This window comes from Paenibacillus paludis, assembly GCF_042610515.1.
Taxonomy (GTDB): Bacteria; Bacillota; Bacilli; order Paenibacillales; family Paenibacillaceae; genus Paenibacillus_AQ.
On the sequence record NZ_JBGJZP010000020.1, the window covers coordinates 81,783 to 99,259 of the forward strand.

At 51.6% G+C, this 17,477-nt stretch carries 18 protein-coding genes; 14 read left to right on the top strand and 4 right to left on the bottom strand.

Features of this window, described 5'->3' with window-relative positions:
- Positions 1 to 39: 39 nt before the first annotated feature.
- The gene (locus ACAN56_RS28185) at positions 40 to 981 is read left to right on the top strand and encodes a polysaccharide deacetylase family protein (RefSeq protein ID WP_379146998.1); all 942 of its coding nucleotides are present in this window, start codon (positions 40 to 42) and stop codon (positions 979 to 981) included.
- A 21-nt stretch (positions 982 to 1,002) separates the two neighbouring features.
- Here ACAN56_RS28185 and ACAN56_RS28190 read toward each other — a convergent pair whose 3' ends face one another.
- The 3 genes from ACAN56_RS28190 to ACAN56_RS28200 form a co-directional block, all read right to left on the bottom strand.
- Entirely contained in the window at positions 1,003 to 1,650 is a 648-nt protein-coding gene (locus ACAN56_RS28190) for a GyrI-like domain-containing protein (RefSeq protein WP_379147000.1), read from the bottom strand.
- A gap of 12 nt (positions 1,651 to 1,662) precedes the next feature.
- On the bottom strand, positions 1,663 to 3,000 hold the full coding sequence (locus tag ACAN56_RS28195) for a helix-turn-helix domain-containing protein (protein ID WP_379147002.1): 1,338 nt from the start codon (positions 2,998 to 3,000) through the stop codon (positions 1,663 to 1,665).
- 189 nt (positions 3,001 to 3,189) lie between these two features.
- Entirely contained in the window at positions 3,190 to 3,669 is a 480-nt protein-coding gene (locus ACAN56_RS28200) for a glutathione peroxidase (RefSeq protein ID WP_038587026.1), read from the bottom strand.
- Between the two features lie 172 nt (positions 3,670 to 3,841).
- On the opposite strand from ACAN56_RS28200, the gene ACAN56_RS28205 reads away from it, so the two are divergent.
- The 3 genes from ACAN56_RS28205 to ACAN56_RS28215 all read left to right on the top strand — a co-directional run bounded on the left by ACAN56_RS28205 (position 3,842) and on the right by ACAN56_RS28215 (position 5,239).
- Complete coding sequence (locus ACAN56_RS28205; protein WP_038587029.1) at positions 3,842 to 4,261, top strand: organic hydroperoxide resistance protein; 420 nt, start codon at positions 3,842 to 3,844, stop codon at positions 4,259 to 4,261.
- A 192-nt stretch (positions 4,262 to 4,453) separates the two neighbouring features.
- Positions 4,454 to 4,732, top strand: coding sequence for a hypothetical protein (locus tag ACAN56_RS28210; protein ID WP_038587032.1), 279 nt, complete (start codon positions 4,454 to 4,456; stop codon positions 4,730 to 4,732).
- Between the two features lie 87 nt (positions 4,733 to 4,819).
- On the top strand, positions 4,820 to 5,239 hold the full coding sequence (locus ACAN56_RS28215; RefSeq protein ID WP_340894356.1) for a thiol-disulfide oxidoreductase DCC family protein: 420 nt from the start codon (positions 4,820 to 4,822) through the stop codon (positions 5,237 to 5,239).
- 105 nt (positions 5,240 to 5,344) lie between these two features.
- Here the strand turns inward: ACAN56_RS28215 and ACAN56_RS28220 are convergent, their stop codons facing one another.
- On the bottom strand, positions 5,345 to 6,532 hold the full coding sequence (locus tag ACAN56_RS28220) for a stalk domain-containing protein (protein ID WP_379147006.1): 1,188 nt from the start codon (positions 6,530 to 6,532) through the stop codon (positions 5,345 to 5,347).
- A gap of 312 nt (positions 6,533 to 6,844) precedes the next feature.
- Between ACAN56_RS28220 and ACAN56_RS28225 the strand changes: the two genes are divergently transcribed.
- The 10 genes from ACAN56_RS28225 to ACAN56_RS28270 all read left to right on the top strand — a co-directional run bounded on the left by ACAN56_RS28225 (position 6,845) and on the right by ACAN56_RS28270 (position 17,459).
- The gene (locus ACAN56_RS28225; protein WP_379147008.1) at positions 6,845 to 8,017 is read left to right on the top strand and encodes a P-loop NTPase family protein; all 1,173 of its coding nucleotides are present in this window, start codon (positions 6,845 to 6,847) and stop codon (positions 8,015 to 8,017) included.
- Positions 8,010 to 9,275 (top strand): TadA family conjugal transfer-associated ATPase, encoded by a 1,266-nt coding sequence (locus tag ACAN56_RS28230; protein ID WP_379147010.1) that lies wholly within the window; start codon positions 8,010 to 8,012, stop codon positions 9,273 to 9,275. The genes ACAN56_RS28225 and ACAN56_RS28230 overlap by 8 nt, the downstream gene beginning before the upstream one ends.
- Positions 9,276 to 9,379: 104 nt before the next feature.
- Entirely contained in the window at positions 9,380 to 10,120 is a 741-nt protein-coding gene (locus ACAN56_RS28235) for a type II secretion system F family protein (protein WP_340899594.1), read from the top strand.
- A 13-nt stretch (positions 10,121 to 10,133) separates the two neighbouring features.
- The gene (locus tag ACAN56_RS28240; RefSeq protein WP_340894351.1) at positions 10,134 to 11,006 is read left to right on the top strand and encodes a type II secretion system F family protein; all 873 of its coding nucleotides are present in this window, start codon (positions 10,134 to 10,136) and stop codon (positions 11,004 to 11,006) included.
- Positions 11,007 to 11,019: 13 nt separating this feature from the next.
- On the top strand, positions 11,020 to 11,211 hold the full coding sequence (locus ACAN56_RS28245) for a Flp1 family type IVb pilin (RefSeq protein WP_038587051.1): 192 nt from the start codon (positions 11,020 to 11,022) through the stop codon (positions 11,209 to 11,211).
- Positions 11,208 to 11,870, top strand: coding sequence for a TadE/TadG family type IV pilus assembly protein (locus ACAN56_RS28250; protein WP_379147013.1), 663 nt, complete (start codon positions 11,208 to 11,210; stop codon positions 11,868 to 11,870). The genes ACAN56_RS28245 and ACAN56_RS28250 overlap by 4 nt, the downstream gene beginning before the upstream one ends.
- Before the next feature lie 49 nt (positions 11,871 to 11,919).
- Positions 11,920 to 14,175: a hypothetical protein gene (locus ACAN56_RS28255; protein ID WP_379147014.1), complete on the top strand. Its 2,256-nt coding sequence runs from the start codon at positions 11,920 to 11,922 to the stop codon at positions 14,173 to 14,175.
- A 14-nt stretch (positions 14,176 to 14,189) separates the two neighbouring features.
- Positions 14,190 to 15,248, top strand: a complete 1,059-nt coding sequence (locus tag ACAN56_RS28260; RefSeq protein WP_379147015.1) for a TadE/TadG family type IV pilus assembly protein — start codon at positions 14,190 to 14,192, stop codon at positions 15,246 to 15,248.
- Between the two features lie 25 nt (positions 15,249 to 15,273).
- Positions 15,274 to 15,786, top strand: a complete 513-nt coding sequence (locus ACAN56_RS28265) for an A24 family peptidase (RefSeq protein ID WP_379147017.1) — start codon at positions 15,274 to 15,276, stop codon at positions 15,784 to 15,786.
- Positions 15,787 to 15,803: 17 nt separating this feature from the next.
- Entirely contained in the window at positions 15,804 to 17,459 is a 1,656-nt protein-coding gene (locus ACAN56_RS28270) for a DUF6382 and FHA domain-containing protein (protein ID WP_379147019.1), read from the top strand.
- Positions 17,460 to 17,477: the final 18 nt, after the last annotated feature.

Below are 17,477 nucleotides of genomic sequence, written 5' to 3' on the forward strand. Positions count from 1 at the left end.
TGTTTTGTTTTATAGACTGATCCAATGGAGGGAAAAAGAGTGCCGAATAAAATTCACAACTCTAATGAGCGGTTCCTGATCGTTACCGCCGACGATTTCGGAATGTGCCATTCCATGAATGAGGCTGTTATGAACCTGTACCAAGCAGATGCAATCAATTCCAGCATGATTATGATGCCGGGGCCCTGGGCGAAAGAGGCTGCTGAGTATGCCAAAAATCATCACAATGTTAATGTGGGAATTCATCTTACGCTTACTTCGAGTCTCCCGGCCTATAGGTGGGGCCCGGTTACCAGGAGTTCCAGGATACAGTCGTTAATTACTGCAGAAGGATATTTTTGGGAACATGCAGCTCATGTGGAAGAGCACGCTACTGCTGAAGCCATCCGAACTGAAATCCGAAGTCAGATCGAGATGGCTCTAACACTGGGGATTGAACCGACACACTTGGACAGTCATGAGGGCAGTTTATTGGGATTGTCGAGAGGCCGGGATTTTCTGGAGATCGTATTTGATCTGTGCCAGGAGTACCGGCTGCCTTTTAAGCTGCCTGTTAATATAGTAAATCAATCATTTCTGGATTTAGAGACGAGGGAATTAATGACGGAGAGGATTGAATCGGCGCGGAAAAGAGGGATCTTGTTAATTGATGACTTGATTAATCTTCCCTATCACTTGGAGCAGGGGGAGGACTATGACATTGCTAAGGTTAAAATGATGGAAGCTATAAAAGGTGTGGGAGGAGGGATAACAGAAGTTGTCATCCATCCTGCGCTGAATACTTATGAAATGCGGGCAATTACTCCACACTGGAAGAAAAGGGAGATCGAGTACCTGTTATTTATGGATGAGGATATTCACAGATTACTGCAAACCGAAAAGATTCAGCTCACTTCATGGAAAGACATACGCGATAGACAACGTCAGGCCAGTGGCGGTGACACGACGGGAAACCCGGATTACAAAGGTTGCCGTTCGTAGGATGCAAACGGCGGATCGCCGCTATTTTTCCACCACAGGTACACACAGATGGGCCTCGAATCTTTCGTCATCAGGTCCTGACTTCTCTGTATAGTTGATGAAGAAAACCCCGGCTTCGTTGAACTTGAATTCACCTGATGGCAGCCATTCCTGATGGATATAATCCCATGTGCTCTGAAACGCAGCTGCCGGCACACCCTTGGCGATAAAAATGGCATATTTGGATGCGGGGTAATCCTTATGCACAAGACCTTCGGGAACTGTACCGGGATCTCCTACCTCAACGCCTAAAAAATAGCCGGTATCCCAGGCGGATTGCTCCCACAGCTTGGGAACCGAATCGCGGCCTTCGAAGATGCCCAGGTAACAGCCGCTGCTCTGGACTTTTGACGGAATGGAATCAAATTTACTGTCGATATCGATTTCCCCGAAGACATGTCCCCAGATATCGGCATAAGGCTCGCCTGCTTGATTGAGGTTCTGCCAGCCGATGACTTGAAGCTCCGGTAAATCTAGTACATAAGGCTTTTCTCCGCCAATAGAGTCGGTGCGCTGAGGGGCTTCTTTTTCCAGCTGCTGGCGGATCAGTTCGATTACCCGCGGTTTGAATTTAGGGGCGTATCCCTCGGTAGTTCCTTCATAGCTGCTCTGGCGTAACGGCTCTGTCATGCATGATTCCTCCTAGTTCATTTGTTCTTCGTCTTCATTATAAATGGGATTTGAAGGGATGGATTGTCCGTTTATAACAGAATGTTCGCCAATAGCAATACACACCTTCATGGAGACCTCTTCATAGGTTTCATTTACGGTATAGAGGGCAAAAGGGCTGCCGGCCCGCCTATAGCAGCAGTTTTCCTCCAGCCAGCCGGTCATAATATCCGCAAGTCCTGTGAAATCCCCGAAACTATCTGCGGTTAATACCGCATAAAGCCCTGCTTCTAAGTTAACAACACTCAGACCGTCTTCGGCTGATAATTCGCCCGTTTCTGTTTGCTCGACACCGCACAAGTATCCATTGCTGGTAATCTCCACATAAAACGACGATGGAAGGAATCCGCGTTGATTGATCTGCGATAAAAGCTTGGCCGAAGCTTCTTCTTCCGCATGACTGCCTTCGGCATGGGCGACGATATAGTGCTGCTGCGCAAATGGGGTTACTTCAATGATGTAGCTGCTCTGCTTGCGGATAATGGGCAGGGATAGACGAAGCTCTTTGATGGTCCCTGTCTTTTGAATGATGAATTCCTCACGGCAATGATCACCTGCCAGGGTGAACACGCTTTTGGCCAGCCAATGACTGTAAAGGTAGTCCCAGGCCGGGTTGATGCTTCCGGTAAAAGGTACGGATAAGACGGCAAACTCACCGCCGCATAACGTAGCTGGCTCTATGGAGTGATAACCGGCCTCCCCCAGGGCGGAAATCCAGTACTCATGATTCCGGGTATCTATGAATAGGTTGTACGATTGTCTGGACCGTCCAACCTGCACGGGGGTTAATCCGAAGAGTCTAAAACTCATGTCCGTACGCTTGGCTGTGAAGACCGCTTGTTTCAGTGCGTTGATGGCTTGCTGTTCGATGTCTGTGTCTCCTGAGGCGAGGTAAACGGCGGTCAGGCCATGCAGCGGTTGCCCGGACTGGATCTTAATGGCTGTCTCCGCCAAGTGGAGGGGGAACTGCCCGGGGAGGAAGGTATAGAACACGCTGCTCCGTTTGTATTCCATTGGCGTAAGCCCGACGATTTTTTTAAAGACCTTGGAGAAGGAAGGCAGGGAGTCAAAGCCGTTGCCCAGCGCAATTCCGGTAATGGATAACCCGGAGTTCTTGATCTGGGCGCATGCGTTGCTGATTCTTCTTTTGCGGATATAGTCTTTAATGGAATGGCCGGATACGCAGTAGAATTCCCGGTACAGCTGCATCAAAGAAACATATCCCGTCCGGGCGACGTTGTCGAGGCTGATCTCCTCATTCAGATGATCTTCGATATAATCGAAAACCCGCTTCAAAACATCCTGCTTCATAGCCAACCTGCTTTCCGGGGAATTAAACGGTACGTTTCAAGCATCGAGTGCTATATTCTCTGTATACCATAATTAGGGAGGATGGAAATGACAATTAGCATAATGATTGTGGTATAGCGAACACAAAGATACTCTTCACAGGAGCCGCGGGCTTTTGTGAAGAGTATCTTTTCATATTATAGGGGAGGATTAGTCCAGCAGTTTGGCAATATCGGCTTCGATCTGGTCCGGAGTAGTTTGTGGTGCGAACCGCTTCAGGACACGGCCTTCCTGATCGACCAGGAACTTGGTGAAATTCCACTTGACGCTCTTTGAGCCCAGGACGCCCGGCGCTTCCTTGGACAGGTATTTGAATAACGGATGCGCTTCGTCGCCCTTCACGTCAACCTTCTCGTACATCGGGAAGGTTACTCCGTAATTGATTTCGCAGAATTCGGCGATGTCTTCGCTTTCACCCGGTTCCTGTCCGGCAAACTGGTTGCTCGGAAAACCAAGCACCTCAAAACCACGGTCCTTGAATTTATCGTACACTTCCTGGAGACCCTTATATTGCGGGGTGAATCCGCATTTGCTGGCTGTGTTCACGACAAGCAGTACCTTACCTTTGTACTTGGACAGGGATTCTTCTTCCCCGCGCAGCGTGTTAGCTTCGAAATCATAAATACTCATGAATAACGCCTCCCGAACTTTGATTTATCACAATTTAATTTTACACTATTTATCGTAAGAAGCAACCCGTCAGAATTGTGACAACATTGTATATTCGTTTCAAAATATCTCTGTTGTTTAAATGTAGGGTATGCGGCGGTACAAATACATTTTGATAAAGGAGCAGATACAGATGAAAGCATTATATACGGCTACAGCAACGGTTCACGGTGGACGGGAAGGTTCTGTGAAGTCCTCGGATGGTGTACTTGAACATGATTTGAAAATGCCAAAGGAGCTTGGCGGCCCCGGAGGTTCCGGCACGAATCCTGAGCAGCTGTTCGCGGCAGGCTACGGTGCCTGCTATGAAAGCGCCTTGGCCAATATCGCCCGTAAAGAGGGCGTTAAGCTGCAGGATGTGGAGGTCACCGCCAACGTATCCATCGGCAAGGATGACAGCGACGGCGGCTTCAGACTGGCTGTAAGAATGGATGTGAAGCTGCCCGGCATTGACCGTGCGCAGGCGGAGGATTTGGCAGAGAAGGCTCATGCGTTCTGTCCGTATTCCAAGGCAACGCGGGGCAACATCGAAGTTGAACTGAATGTGTTGTAACGAGCAGCCGGTATTTAGAAGGATTTCTGGAAATAATGGCTAAATAGAGACGGTGAGGCAGGAAACAGCCGGGAATAGCGGTCTAAAGGGCGGCTTTGGTTGACATCACCCCTAAAATTCTTTAATATGTCTAAGTATCTGTTATGCACGTGTGCTACTAAGTACCAAAAATATAAATAATGGGTGATGAAGATGTCTTACAGACCGCATATTACGAATGTGACCAAAGCCAGCAGCAATGATAAGGAAGGATTGTACGAGTTCATTATCAAGCTTGCTGACGGAACGGAGTGCCGCGCGTTCTATCATCGGTTTCCGGAATGGAAAATGACGAACATCAGCCGCCTGCTTAAGACACCATGTCCGGTTTGCCGCAAAGATTTCATCTGCAAATGTATGGAATCCTTCACTGCTGATTTCGAAGGGCAAATGCTCGGCGACGAGTGGATCGACAAGGCTATTGCTGAATAATTAAATGGACGGATGATGAGGCGCGGGAGCTATCCCGCGTTTTTGTTTATTTCCGGGGGAGATACTATGAAGAGGGGGTGTGGCAAGATGGAGGAAGAGCAAAACAAGACGGGCGGTAAGTCTATTGTGCTGATCGACGGCGTATGCCATCTTTGTCAGGGGCTGGTGCGGTTTATTATTCCGCGCGATCCCAAGGCCAGATTTCTGTTCGCCCCCTTGCAGAGTGAGACAGCGGGCGGAATGCTGAGTGCAGGCGGGCTTGGATCAGACCAGCTGAATACGGTCGTGCTGGTGGAGAACGGGACCTGCTATACAGAGTCGGCTGCAGTGCTGCGGATCGCCCGTGGCTTGCGTTTTCCGTGGCCTGCCGCATATATCTTCATACTTGTGCCGCGGCCTCTGAGAGATGCCCTGTACAGGCTTGTGGCAAGGAACCGGTACCGCTGGTTTGGGCGTGACGAGCAATGTCTGCTTCCCACACCGGAAATCCGCAAGAGATTTCTGTAAGGTGCACAGCCGATGTGCACAACCCCAAAAAAGCAGCAGGTGGCTATGTCACCTTGCTGCTTTTTGGGCTGGCTTAAACCCCTATTCGGTTTGGGAAAAGAGGATTTATTGATTAAGAGCTGTCGTCGTGAGGATATAGGTTTGCGTAAGCTTCCATTTGCCGTCTGCCGATTTTTTCAGTATATTGACCGATACGGCCCGGCTGTCCTGAAACTCCGGACCTTTTACTTTCTTGGACGTCTGCACTGTGTATACCGCAGCAGTATCCCCGGTATAATCAATAATTTTAGAAGAGTCAAGCGTAATGGCTAAATCATAGGCTTTAAACATTTGCATATAAAGTTCTTTGCTTTGCTCGTATGCAGGGGAAGTTTCGTCAATGGTGGATAATGCCCCATCCAGATCCTCTTTGTTGGAGTAATCCACATTGGCCTGAACCACAGCTTTAATTTGATCTTCATCCGTTTTGGGTACATTGACCTTAGCCTCCAGCACATCTGCCGGAAGAATGTACTGTAGCGCAGCGATTTGGATACCGCTGATTTGCCAAGCAGAACCGCCGGCTTTTCTGGTGAGGGAGTATACATACTCTGCTTGGCTATCCAGCATGAAGGGACCGTTTACTTTCTCGGAGGTTTCAATCGTGTGTACGGTTGCTTCATTCCCTTTGGAATCAATAATTTCCATCTGGAGGACGGTAGTTTTGGCATCAAAGATTTCGTACTGCTCTTTGATTCCTGGGCCGATCCCTGCCAGTGGGGATTCCGGATCAATAAGGTTCATGAACCCGTCATAGTTCTCTGTATTGGAATACGTCACATATTTATCAAATAATGCGGAGATTCCCTTGACATCAGCGGTATTCTCCTTGCTTGTAATTGCAACAGTTCTGGAAGCTGCTTTCCACTCCACACTGTTTCCGGTGGCTTCGCTTACAAAGCGCAGGGGAACATAAGTGACTTTGTCAATTATTTTGGGTGCGGAGGCCAGCTGTTTAACGGTTCCGTTTATAGTTGCTTTTTTGCTTCCGGTCTGCAGCTTGATGCTGAGACCTTCCTTGGTGGCTGTGATCGTGTTACTCTTGGCATCCCAGACCAGCTTCATGCCGAGCTTTTCAAAAATGGGCCGCATAGGGATGAGCACGGAATTGCCCTCCTGAATCGGGGCGGTGGTGGTCAAATTAAGCTTCTGCTGGTCAACGAGTACAGTGATAGGTTTGGTTGCTGCGGCTGCTGACAAGCTGATGGATCCGGATAAGACGAGGGCTGCGAGTAAACTGGGCACTAATTTCATGTTGAATGATCTCCTTTAGTTGTAATCTGGCCGTGCTGAAAGCTGACTGACTAACAGTATAGGGCAGTGGAATAATGAGGTAAATATCCAACTCAGGATATGGTGCGGGCTCAGGATTTGGAGTACAGAAGAGGTATTCGTAAAAAAGATATTGCCGCTCTACTGCATATATGCTACTATAGCTGTAAATTAAAGGATAGTAACGGAAGCACCGTTCAATGACCGTATACCACGGTTATTGGCGGTGCTTTTTTTGCTGTCTTTTTTGTTGTCTTTTTTAAAGGTACGTATTACAGGAAGGAGAGTGATTTCATGGCGGCGAGGATCGTACTGGCAGTTCGTGAGAGTCAATACATTGAGCCGTTGCTGCATTACCTGCATCGTAGTGAGTATGGGGAGATGCTGCGGATCACAGCTTTCAGCCGGCTGGATACTTTTATGGAATTCATGAAGGGAGAAGAGCTGCCGGACGCCGTTGTAGGCGATCCTATTTTCGTTGAGGCCTGGCTGGTGGAAGGCAGAAATACAGTTCCTTGGGGTGTTCTAAGCGAGGCCGGGAAGTATTCCGGCAGCAATGCGGGGAGTCTGGCCGGGGGTATGGTGATTGAGAAATATCAGTCGCTGCCCTCGCTTCTGGAGTCCATCCTCCGGATAGGCAATGTGAAACGCATGAGGACAGCTTCGGCTGCCAAGGAGGAGACGCTGCTGCTCGGGATAGTTTCAGCCAGTGGCAGCAGCGGCAAAACAACGATTGCGCTCAATTTGGCCAAGCAGCTTGGCGGGATCGGGCTGTCTGTATTTTATCTGAACCTGGAAAGTGTGGACAGCAGCGGGTTGTTCCTGCGGATGCCTCCGGGTAATGCTTCCGGCCTGGAACTTCTGTTGTATGAGCTCAAGGCAAGCGGCAGCGAAGGAAGCAAGGGGAATGCAGGCAAGCCTGAACTCGGGAGATACGCCGTAAGACATGACAGCCTCCGCTGTGACGCCTTCAGACCGATCGGTAATTTCAAGGAAATGCTGCAGATGACCCGGCAGGATACGCTGGATTTATTGGAGCTGCTGGCCGGCGATGCTGGCTATGATGTTGTGATTGTAGATACAGGCAGCATTGAGGAAGAGCGGGCCCAGGCAGTACTGCAACGGTGCGGCATTCTGCTATGGGCGCTGAAGAGTGACGAGGCAAGTATGTATAAGACGCTCAGGTGGCTGGAGCATTGCGGAGATCCGCATTCCGGTCTGCCGCCGGAGGTGCCGGGCAAGAGCAGGTTTGTGATGAATTTTGCCGGGGATTCAGCCGCGGGCCGGCCAGGCCGGGAAGAAATCAGAATAGATGGTGCGCTTCCTTTTATCCCTTCCTGGGCACTTCAGCATCATGTGGAGCTCTGCTTGAATTCTCCGCAGTTTACGGCTGGGGTGCAGCAGCTCTGCACCGGTATCATTGAGCCGGCGCTGCCGCGGGTATTCACCGGGGGTTTACATGAATGAAGCCATGTTCAGGAAGCTGCGCAGCGACATACGCGCAGGGCTTGATGTCACTTCGGCTGTCGGAAACCGTGAGCTTAACAGCTATATTGAACGAACCATTCTGGAGATGGACAGTCTGCGTTATTTAACTGCCCAGGAAAAGCATGAACTGGTCAAAAAGCTGTTCGATTCCTTCCGGGGGCTGGATGTGCTGCAGCCGCTGGTGGATAACCCGAATATCACCGAGATTATGATCAACAGTCATGAGGAGATATTTATTGAAGAGGAAGGGCAGATCCGCCGCCTGCCGCTGGCTTTCGAATCCAGGAGCAGACTGGAGGATATTATCCAGACCGTAGTTTCCGGTGTGAACCGGGTGGTTAACGATTCCACCCCGATTGTGGATGCGCGGCTGAAGGATGGTTCCCGCGTCAATATCGTACTGCCGCCAGTGGCCTTGAAGGGTCCGGCGATGACGATCCGCAAATTTCCGGAAACGCCGATGTCGATGAGCGAGCTGGTGTATCGTGGGGCGCTGAGCGGAGAATCGGCGGAGTTGCTGCAGATTCTGGTAGCTGCCGGATACAACATCTTTATAAGCGGCGGCACAGGCTCCGGCAAGACCACCTTTCTGAATGCTTTGTCTCAATTTATTCCGCCGCAGGAGCGGGTGATCACGATTGAGGACTCCGCTGAGCTGCAGATTGTCACCGTGCCGAATCTGGTCTCGCTGGAGACCCGCAACGCCAATACAGAAGGCCGCGGGGAAATCACGATCCGCGACCTGATCCGCTCCTCCCTACGGATGCGCCCGAACCGTATCGTGGTCGGCGAGGTGCGGGGGGCCGAGTGTCTGGATATGCTGCAGGCTATGAACACGGGCCACTCTGGTTCGCTCTCAACTGGACATTCCAACAGCGCACAGGATATGGTCAGCCGTCTGGAGACGATGGTGCTCAGTGCAGCTGATTTGCCGGTATCAGTGGTCCGCCAGCAAATCGGCTCTGCGATTGATATCTTTGTCCATCTCTCCAGGCTGCGGGACCGCTCGCGGAGGGTGATGGAAATCTCTGAGGTCATCGGACTGCGGGATGGGGAGGTGGCGCTGAATCCGTTATATGCGTTTCAAGAAACGGGGGAACGTGAGGGCAGAGTGGAGGGGGGCCTGGTTCCTTGCGGGAATCCTCTGCTGCATTCCAGCAAGCTGAAGATGGCCGGGGTACAGCGTTATCCATTATCGCAATACAGTAGGGGAACTGAGAAGGAGGTGGTCTTCTGATTCATTTGGGGAAGAAGCCGGTCTCTTCGCCGGGCAAGCGGAGGGGGTCCTCCGCAGAGAAGGGAGGGACATCTGCGGAGGCTGAAACCGGGGGCAGTCCGCAGCTGCCAGATTATACCGTCTATGTATTGACGCCTTTGTCTAGAATGCTGGCTATGCTGGCAGGCGGGCTCCTGCTGTTCGGCATCGGGTACCTGTTCTACCATAACCTGTTGCTGTCTTTGCTGCTTGTGCCAGGGGGAGCTTATGCACCGCGGCTGTTGCGTGATTACCTGCGGCAGCGCCGCCGGTCTGCGCTTAACCTGCAATTCAAGCAAACCTTATTTTCGCTCTCTTCTTCGCTGTCCGCCGGACGTTCCGTAGAGAATGCATTTCGCGAGGCCGTGCAGGATCTGCGGATGCTTGACCCGGAAGGGGGCAGCGATATGATCTTTGAGCTGAATATTATATGTGCCCGGATGGAGTATGGACAGCCTGTGGAAGAAGCGCTGCAGGATTTCAGCAGACGGGCAGGCATGGAGGATGTGGAACGGTTCGCTGATGTATTCTCTGTCTGCAAGCGGACAGGGGGCGACCTTGTGGAGATTGTGCGCCGCACCTCCACAATCATCGGGGAGAAGCTGGATATCCAGCAGGACATTGCCGTCAGCATCGCCCAGAAGAAATTCGAGGCGAAGGCGCTGCTGGCTTCCCCGCTTGCCATGGTGCTGTTCATGAGCCTGACCGCCGGAGATTATATGCAGCCAATGTATACAGGTGCCGGAATTGCAATTTCCACACTGGCGCTGGGCGGGCTGTTTCTGTGTTATCTCTGGACCTCCAAGATTATGGATATCCCGCTGTGAAGGAGGTGAAAGAATGATTTGGCTGTGCGGTTCGGCCGTTCTGATGTTAGGGCTGGGATGGATATTCCTGCGCCTGAAATGCGGCAGCCATTATTCCGGGCTTCGCAGTTTGCCTATGGATGGACTGCGGCTGCGCGGATTGGGCGAGCCCTTCCTGCTGCTGATTGAGCGGTGGGGAATAGGCAGTCATATTCCTTCGGTGATGTTCCGAATTCAGCGATCCTTGCAGCGCAGTTACGGCATGCGCTACAGCGCAGAACGGACGCTGCTCTTTATGGGTGAAATGTTCAGCTACAGCTGGCTGCTGCTTATCGGTGGAAGCGCGCTGACCCTGTTCAGCGGCGAGAAGGCGGGAATTCTCCTGGGGACTGGTCTGGCAGTTATTCTACCCGTTGCACTGGTCAGTGATCTGCACAAGAAGGTAAGGCTGCGGGAGCAGAATATTATGCTGGAGCTGCCCGAGCTGCTGAACAGCATTGTCCTGCTGGTCGGCGCAGGGGAGAATGTGCAGCGGGCGATTATCCGCTGCGTGGAGAGCCGGAAGGGAGATTACAGCCATCCGCTCTATAAAGAGCTGTCGATTATGACTGGGGAGTGGGAGAGCGGCTACTCCTTTCAGCAGGCGTTTGAGAATTTCAGCAAACGCTGCGCCGTACAGGAGGTATCGCTATTTACAACCACGGTGCTGCTGAATTACCGCAGAGGCGGAGCCGACTTTGTCTTGTCGCTGCGCGATCTTTCGCGGATGCTCTGGGAGAAGCGGAAGGCGATCAGCCGGACGCGGGGGGAGCAGGCTTCTTCGAAGCTGGTGTTCCCGATGGTGGTTATCTTTTTAATTGTAATCATTCTGGTGGGTACACCGGCATTTATGATGATGAAAATGTAGGAGGATGAGACGAATGATGACATTCATAACAGAAGGCGCTAAGAACTTGTGGAAGGACGAGGAAGGGCTGGGCACGCTGGAGATGATCCTGATTATCGCTGTACTGATCGCTGTAGTTTTGGTGTTCCGCAAGGAGATTGTCAAAGTGGTAGAAGACTTGATCAGCACTGCAGGAAGCAAGAGCCAGGAAGTATTCGAATCATGAAACTGGAGGATGACGAAGGCAGCTTTACTATCGAAGCTTCACTTTTGCTGCCTATCATCATGTGTATTACGATGCTGCTGCTATTCTTCTGCCTGTACAGTTACCAGAAGTCGATGCTGCTGCAGGTCGCTTCCGCTGCGACTGAACGTGCGGCCTACAATTGGGACAACAGCCATAAAGAGACGGAAGGATCATTTGTTATTGGCGAGTATGACTCGCTGTATTGGCGGATCGGCGAGGATGGAATGCTAGCTTCTTTATTCGGGCTTAGCGCCGGGAACGGCGGGGCTTCTGTTACACTGCCGAATGCTGCCGAGGGTACTGGTACCTTGCCTGTAATTAAGCTTCAGCAATCTTCCGGCATAGTTCCGGCAAATTTAAGTGGCCAGATGAATTATACCTACAGTTTAACCGGCCGGAAGATCAGTGCGGAATTGAAGCAAATGCTGAATCTGCCCGTGCTGGATGAGATGCTGGCGGACGAGGCCAACCCTCAAGTGAAAGCCCAGTCCGTTGTTTCTGAGCCTGTTGAGTTTATCCGAACAGTAGATCTGATGCGTTATTATGGTGCGAAGTTCAAGGGAGGCACGGAGAGTGGCAATACCGGAACAAGCATGGAAAAGAAAGACGCGTCCCAGATGCTGAAGAAGCTGCGCTGATCCGGTTTGTGGAGTTCGGAACCCAAAAGAGGCCAAGGGAGGGGCGCGGATGAGGAGTAGAAAGGGTACGGCCTGCAGTCCAAGAAAAGCGTTCAATTCGTGGCGAAAGAAAGGAACAGAGGGATCGGTTTCTATTTTCCTGATTATGATACTGGCCTTCGTGTTCCTGTTCACCGCTGTGCTGATAGATTATGCACGGATTGCCGCCGTTAATGTGCAGCAGGAACGTTTGGCGAGAGCCGCAGTCCGTTCGGTAATGTCTTCTTATGATATTCAGCTGCGCGAGAGCTATGGCCTGTTCGCCTTTGGCGGCAGTGACGGCAATCAGCTGCTGTCCGGGGTGCTGAACGACAATCTATACGAGAGCGGGCGGGTGGATGCTTTTAATTTATTGCCCTTAGGCCTGGATTCTTCGGTCTTGAATTGGAGTCGCCCTCTTGGAAGCTACGATGTTTTTCAAAGGCAGATTGCTGAGGAGATGAAGTATAAAGCACCGATCGATTTTGCCCTGGAGCTGGCCGGAAAGTTTAAGCCGCTCTCGGCGGCTATGGGTGAGGCTTCACGCTCAACCAAATTATTCGGCAAGCTGCAGCCCTTGTATGATGAACGCGAGGCTGCACTGGATCTTATGATGGAGCGGCGAAAGCAGGCTGCGGAAAGCGTAAGATCCCTTCAAGAACTGATTATGAATCCGCCGGGAGACCATATTGAGTACCGTTTTCTGGGGGAGATCACTTCTGCGGTTGACATTGCAGCGATGTATGACGATTATGTCGGTAAATACTATGCGGATTTTTACCGTGAAGAGGATGAATATTCCAGATACAGCAGTCAGATCAGCGAGTATTTAAGACAAACTACGGAGTTTCTTCCGAGGATTCCGTCAGCACTGACTCTTTTTCGTACGGAGCATACCCGTCTTATCGCTGATGCCGGGAATGCGCTGCAAAGAGTCAGGGAGCTGAATGAAGAGATGAGGTACATACTTGAACAGTCCAGAACTAACGGGGCGGGGAGTGCCGAAGATAGTGCGCGGAATTGGGACATACCGGGAAGTGCCGGTGAACTGAGTGCAGAGCCGCTAAAAAAAATGCGGGAGCAGGAGGATTCGCTTATTCTCGCACCGGCAGAGATCAGCGCCATGGAGTATGACTTAAATGTTCAGGAAACTGCCTCTCAGACAGCGGAGCAGGCAGCTTCCGGATTGCCGGGCGCATTGAATGGAGCCACGGGGCTGGATGCGGATTTTGGCAGCATGAATATGGCAGTTTTGAACGCTTTACAGGCCGTCACCAGTTACCTCCAGCACTATGGTGAACATGGAGATATCATTGCTGCTGAAGCCGGGAAGATTGAAGCCCACCGAACTTCGGACAGAGAGCGCAAGCAAATCGAACGGCAGGCAAAAGCCAAGCTGAACGATGCGATGAAGCTGTTGGATCAGATTCGTCAGCTTGGCGACAGCGCCGGAGCAGCGAGGGAACGTTATCAGACGCTGAGCCAATATTATCAGGACAACATTCAGCTGAACAGTGGATCGGACCAGGAAGCCTCGAATTCGCAGAACACATCGGATCCTTATGCAGCCGGAAGTTCTTCAATGGCAAAGACAGACGATATTTATGCCGCAATGGGCAGCATTATGGAGGGTGCCAGAGACCGGCTGTTCCGAACAGAATATTCTGCAATGTATTTTCCGCATTTCGATCTTTCAAAGTTGACTCCGGTAGTTTCCGGCTCCGCAGGTGACGCCGCACTGCCGCTTGCGGACCAGCTTGATCCCCATGCCCAGGAGCTTGAATATATTCTCTACGGCTTCCATAACCCTGCGGGTAATGTAGCGGCAGCGTACGGTGAAATCTTTGCGCTGCGGCTAGCCATCCGTACTATGGAGGGCTTTATTGAAAGTTCGCGTCTCGGCAATCCGCTGGCGATTCTAGCTGCAGCGCTGCTGTACGGAATCGAGCAGGCTGTTCAGGATATGCTGCTGCTATGCAGGACAGGGGAAATCCCGCTGTCCAAATACATGCCTGCAAAGCTGTCCTACCGTGATTATTTGCGGTTGTTCATGCTTCTGCATGGAGGGGGCGATGTGCAGCTCTCCCGCATGCTCGCTTTGATCCGGCTGAACACCGGAATAAATCCGGCCGAGAAATTCACCTATGCCTCGGCGGAGATTAAAATGGCGATGCCGCTTTGGTTTTTGCCGGGCGTAGTCAAGCTGGTGGACTACAGCGCCGGTCTTCCCGGGGATGTTAAGGGCAGATTGTATTACAGAGGGGTAAAGGCTGATTTTTCATATTAGCGGGAGGTTGCAGAATGAAGCAATGGCAGAGCCTAACCAGACAGCGGGATGAAGGCAGTATGGTTGTTGAGGCGGCTATGGTTCTCCCCATGTTTTTGCTGTTTGTCCTGTTCCTGATTTTTATCGTGCAGATGACCTTGTACTCTACAGCCTTGCAGAGCACAGCTTCTGATACGGTCAAGGTGATATCGGCCCACATGTATCCGGCGGCACTGGCTGCGCAGAAGTGGGGGGAAGAACAAGGAGCAGATAGCGGAACGGCAGGTCAGCCGGCTGCAGCAGGAAGCACTGGTGGAAGCATAGGAAGGGAAGCTGATGCCGCTGCGCAAATCAATGCTGGCGCAGCAGGAGGCACGTCCCCGTTATCATCCGGGACTTGGAGTATCCCGCGCCTGTCGCTTGAGCAATGGGGTGAAAGCTTCGCCGCAGACCTTCCTGAGCCCTTGAACGAGTGGGTCAACGCTGCGATACAGCGGGGTGAAGGCCCGCTTCAGGAGCTTCAGGCGGAGGCGTCGCAGTCGGTGCTGGATCTTGCGCTGAAGCCAATAATGAAGCCTTATCTCTCATCTGACTGGCTGGATTATGAACGGATTCATGTCTCCAATGCCATTATTCCGGAGCTGAAGAAAGGCACACGACCTTATTTTGGTCTCGTTGTCAGCTACGAGCTGCCGATGAAGGTCCCCTTTCTGAACCGGAGCATCGTACTGGAGGCAAGTGCGGTGGAGCGGCTGTGGATTGGCGATACCGGAGAAACAGGGGCAGATGGAGACGGCGGTGCCGGAGAAGAGCAGCATTCCATTGTAGTCCTGGCGAAGCCGAATCCGGGGGTGGCAAATCACCAGGGCAAGATCCGGGTTAAAGTTCCGCCAAATGCTTCGGCAAACTTGTCGATATTTTATAAAAGCGGCCAGAGCACGGCCAAATATCTGGGCTGGAAGCAAGCTGATGAAGGCGGTTATATCGAATGGGAATGGAAAATCGGTGTGAATACAACACCGGGTTCCTGGCCTTTTGTAGTCCGTCTGGATGATGGTACATTCCTAGAGGCGGCATTTACGGTTGTGAAATGAACATGGCGGAAGAAGGATGTTATGTATGACGGAATGGGCATTTTGGGGTTGTCTGCCGTTTCTAACGGCGGCGTTAATAACCGATATCCGGTGGATGAGAATACCGAACTGGATTTCAGTCTCTGCATTGACGACAGGCCTCCTTGTGCAAGGCATAATGAACGGCTGGCACAGATTGCTGTTTGCTGCCTGCGGTGCGGGGGTTGGATTTACATTGCTGCTGATCCTGTATGTTATGGGCGCTGTCGGAGCTGGAGATGTTAAGCTTTTTGCAGGAATAGGTGCATGGACGGGCGTGCTGTTCACGCTGCAGGTCATGATGTATTCTATCTTATTCGGTGCTGTAATCGGCTGGATGATTGTCTTGTGCAGACGGGAGGCAGGAAGGAGGATTCGTAGTATTGTCAGCAGGACTGCCGGATTTCTGCTGCTGCGTAATCCAAAAATATTAAGGGCTGGGAACGGCAAGGAAATGCTCAGGTTTCCCTTTATGCTGGCTGTAGTTCCAGGGTTCATTTGTACATATCTCTACTTATAGATTGGAGGTGAAGCTTGATGTTCGGATTGAGCCGCGATTTTGTGCAGCAGGACGGTATCTCTATGCTGCTCGGCAAGCCGGATGGATTGTCTGCGGGCGAGCTTAATATGGTTCAGGCCCGGATGCTGATGAACAGCGGCATTCCGTATCACCTGCGGCTGCTGCTCAGAGAAATTGATTTGCAGGTGACCTTGGAATATTCCCTGTCCCGCCGCAAAATGCTCAGCCATTTGCTGAAAAGCGACAGGCTCAGCATGAACGATTTTTTCGGGCTGCTGCTGCAAATTGCCCAGGGAATGGAGGAAGGCCGGCTGTACATGCTGCGGGCGGAGCAATATGCGCTGCATGAGGATTACATTTTTGTAGAAGGTCCGCTGAACGGAGGAAGAGTCTACTTGACCTGCATTCCTTTGCAGCAGCCTGCAGTAACCACGAAGCCGGGAGAATGTCTGAGGTCTTTGATTATGGTGATGATGGCTTCGGTAACAGAGCTTGCCGGAAGCGGTGTGCAGAGACTGCTGCAATATTGTGGAGGAGAGGATTTTACTCCTGCAGGCTTAAGGGATTTGCTCTCGGAGCTGCTGACGGTGATTAGACCTGTGAATAATACAGAGCTGCCGCCAGAAATCCAAATATCTCAGGCAGCAGTGCCGCCGGGTGCAGAGAGACATATTCAGGAGAAGGCAAGTGCACGTGAAGCAGGTAAACTGTCCGCTCTGCCAAGGCGTTCGGTATATGGGGTAACCGAGAATGCACAACCTGCAGACAATACCCAGCAGTATGAGCCTCCATGGAACAATGACTTGCCAAAACTTAAGCGGAAGGACGAGGAGGAGGAGACAAAGCCGGATAAAGCGGGCAGTGAGCATCGTCTTTCTTCCCAGTCCTCTGCTAACAGAACCTATGTTGTACTCGGCGGTGTTTTGGCCGGCGCGTTGTTATGGAAGTTCCTCTATTTAAATAGTCCCAAGCCGTTGTGGCTGGCAGTTTGCGCAGTAGCAACGTTAGTATTGGGTGGATTCTGCTGGATGGTCTGGAGTGAAAGGCTTGTGCTCGGAGGGAGCAAACCAGAGGAGGAGAAAGAGGGCGAAGTAGATGCTGCGGACAAAAGCTGGAGGTCCAAGCGGGAACTGGAATGGGATTTTGGCAGAAATCCGGTAACTCCAGTCCGTACTGAAGCTCCTGTCAGAGCTAATCCGCAGCCGTCTGCAGCTGCAAATGCTCGTGTTCCTGCGGGCATACAAAGAACTGAAGTGGAGATGGAGGGGCGCAGCATGATTAAGCCGCCGGTGGCTGTAGCCGCGACGGCGCTGCTCTCCCGGGAGAATCTTTCAGAGATGAGGCCGGAGGTAAAGCCGCTATCTGCCTCTCCTTATCTGGAAAGATGCGGTGAGGATGAAAGCGGACCCGCAGAAATCATTGAACTGAACCGCGCCAGCTTCATTATCGGCCGCTCGCCGGAGGTAGCCCAGTATGTAGAGAAATCAGAAGGCGCATCGAGAGTGCATGCTGAAATCTCCAAGAGTGCTGAGGGGTACATCCTGAAGGATCTGGACTCCAGGAACGGAACCCTTTATCAGGGAGAAGCCATGATTCCTTATAAGGAGTACCCGCTGAACGAAGGATCTGTTTTTACCATTATAAAAGGGTCTTATACGTTTCATTCGCTCTAACCTTGGAGAAGCGGGCTG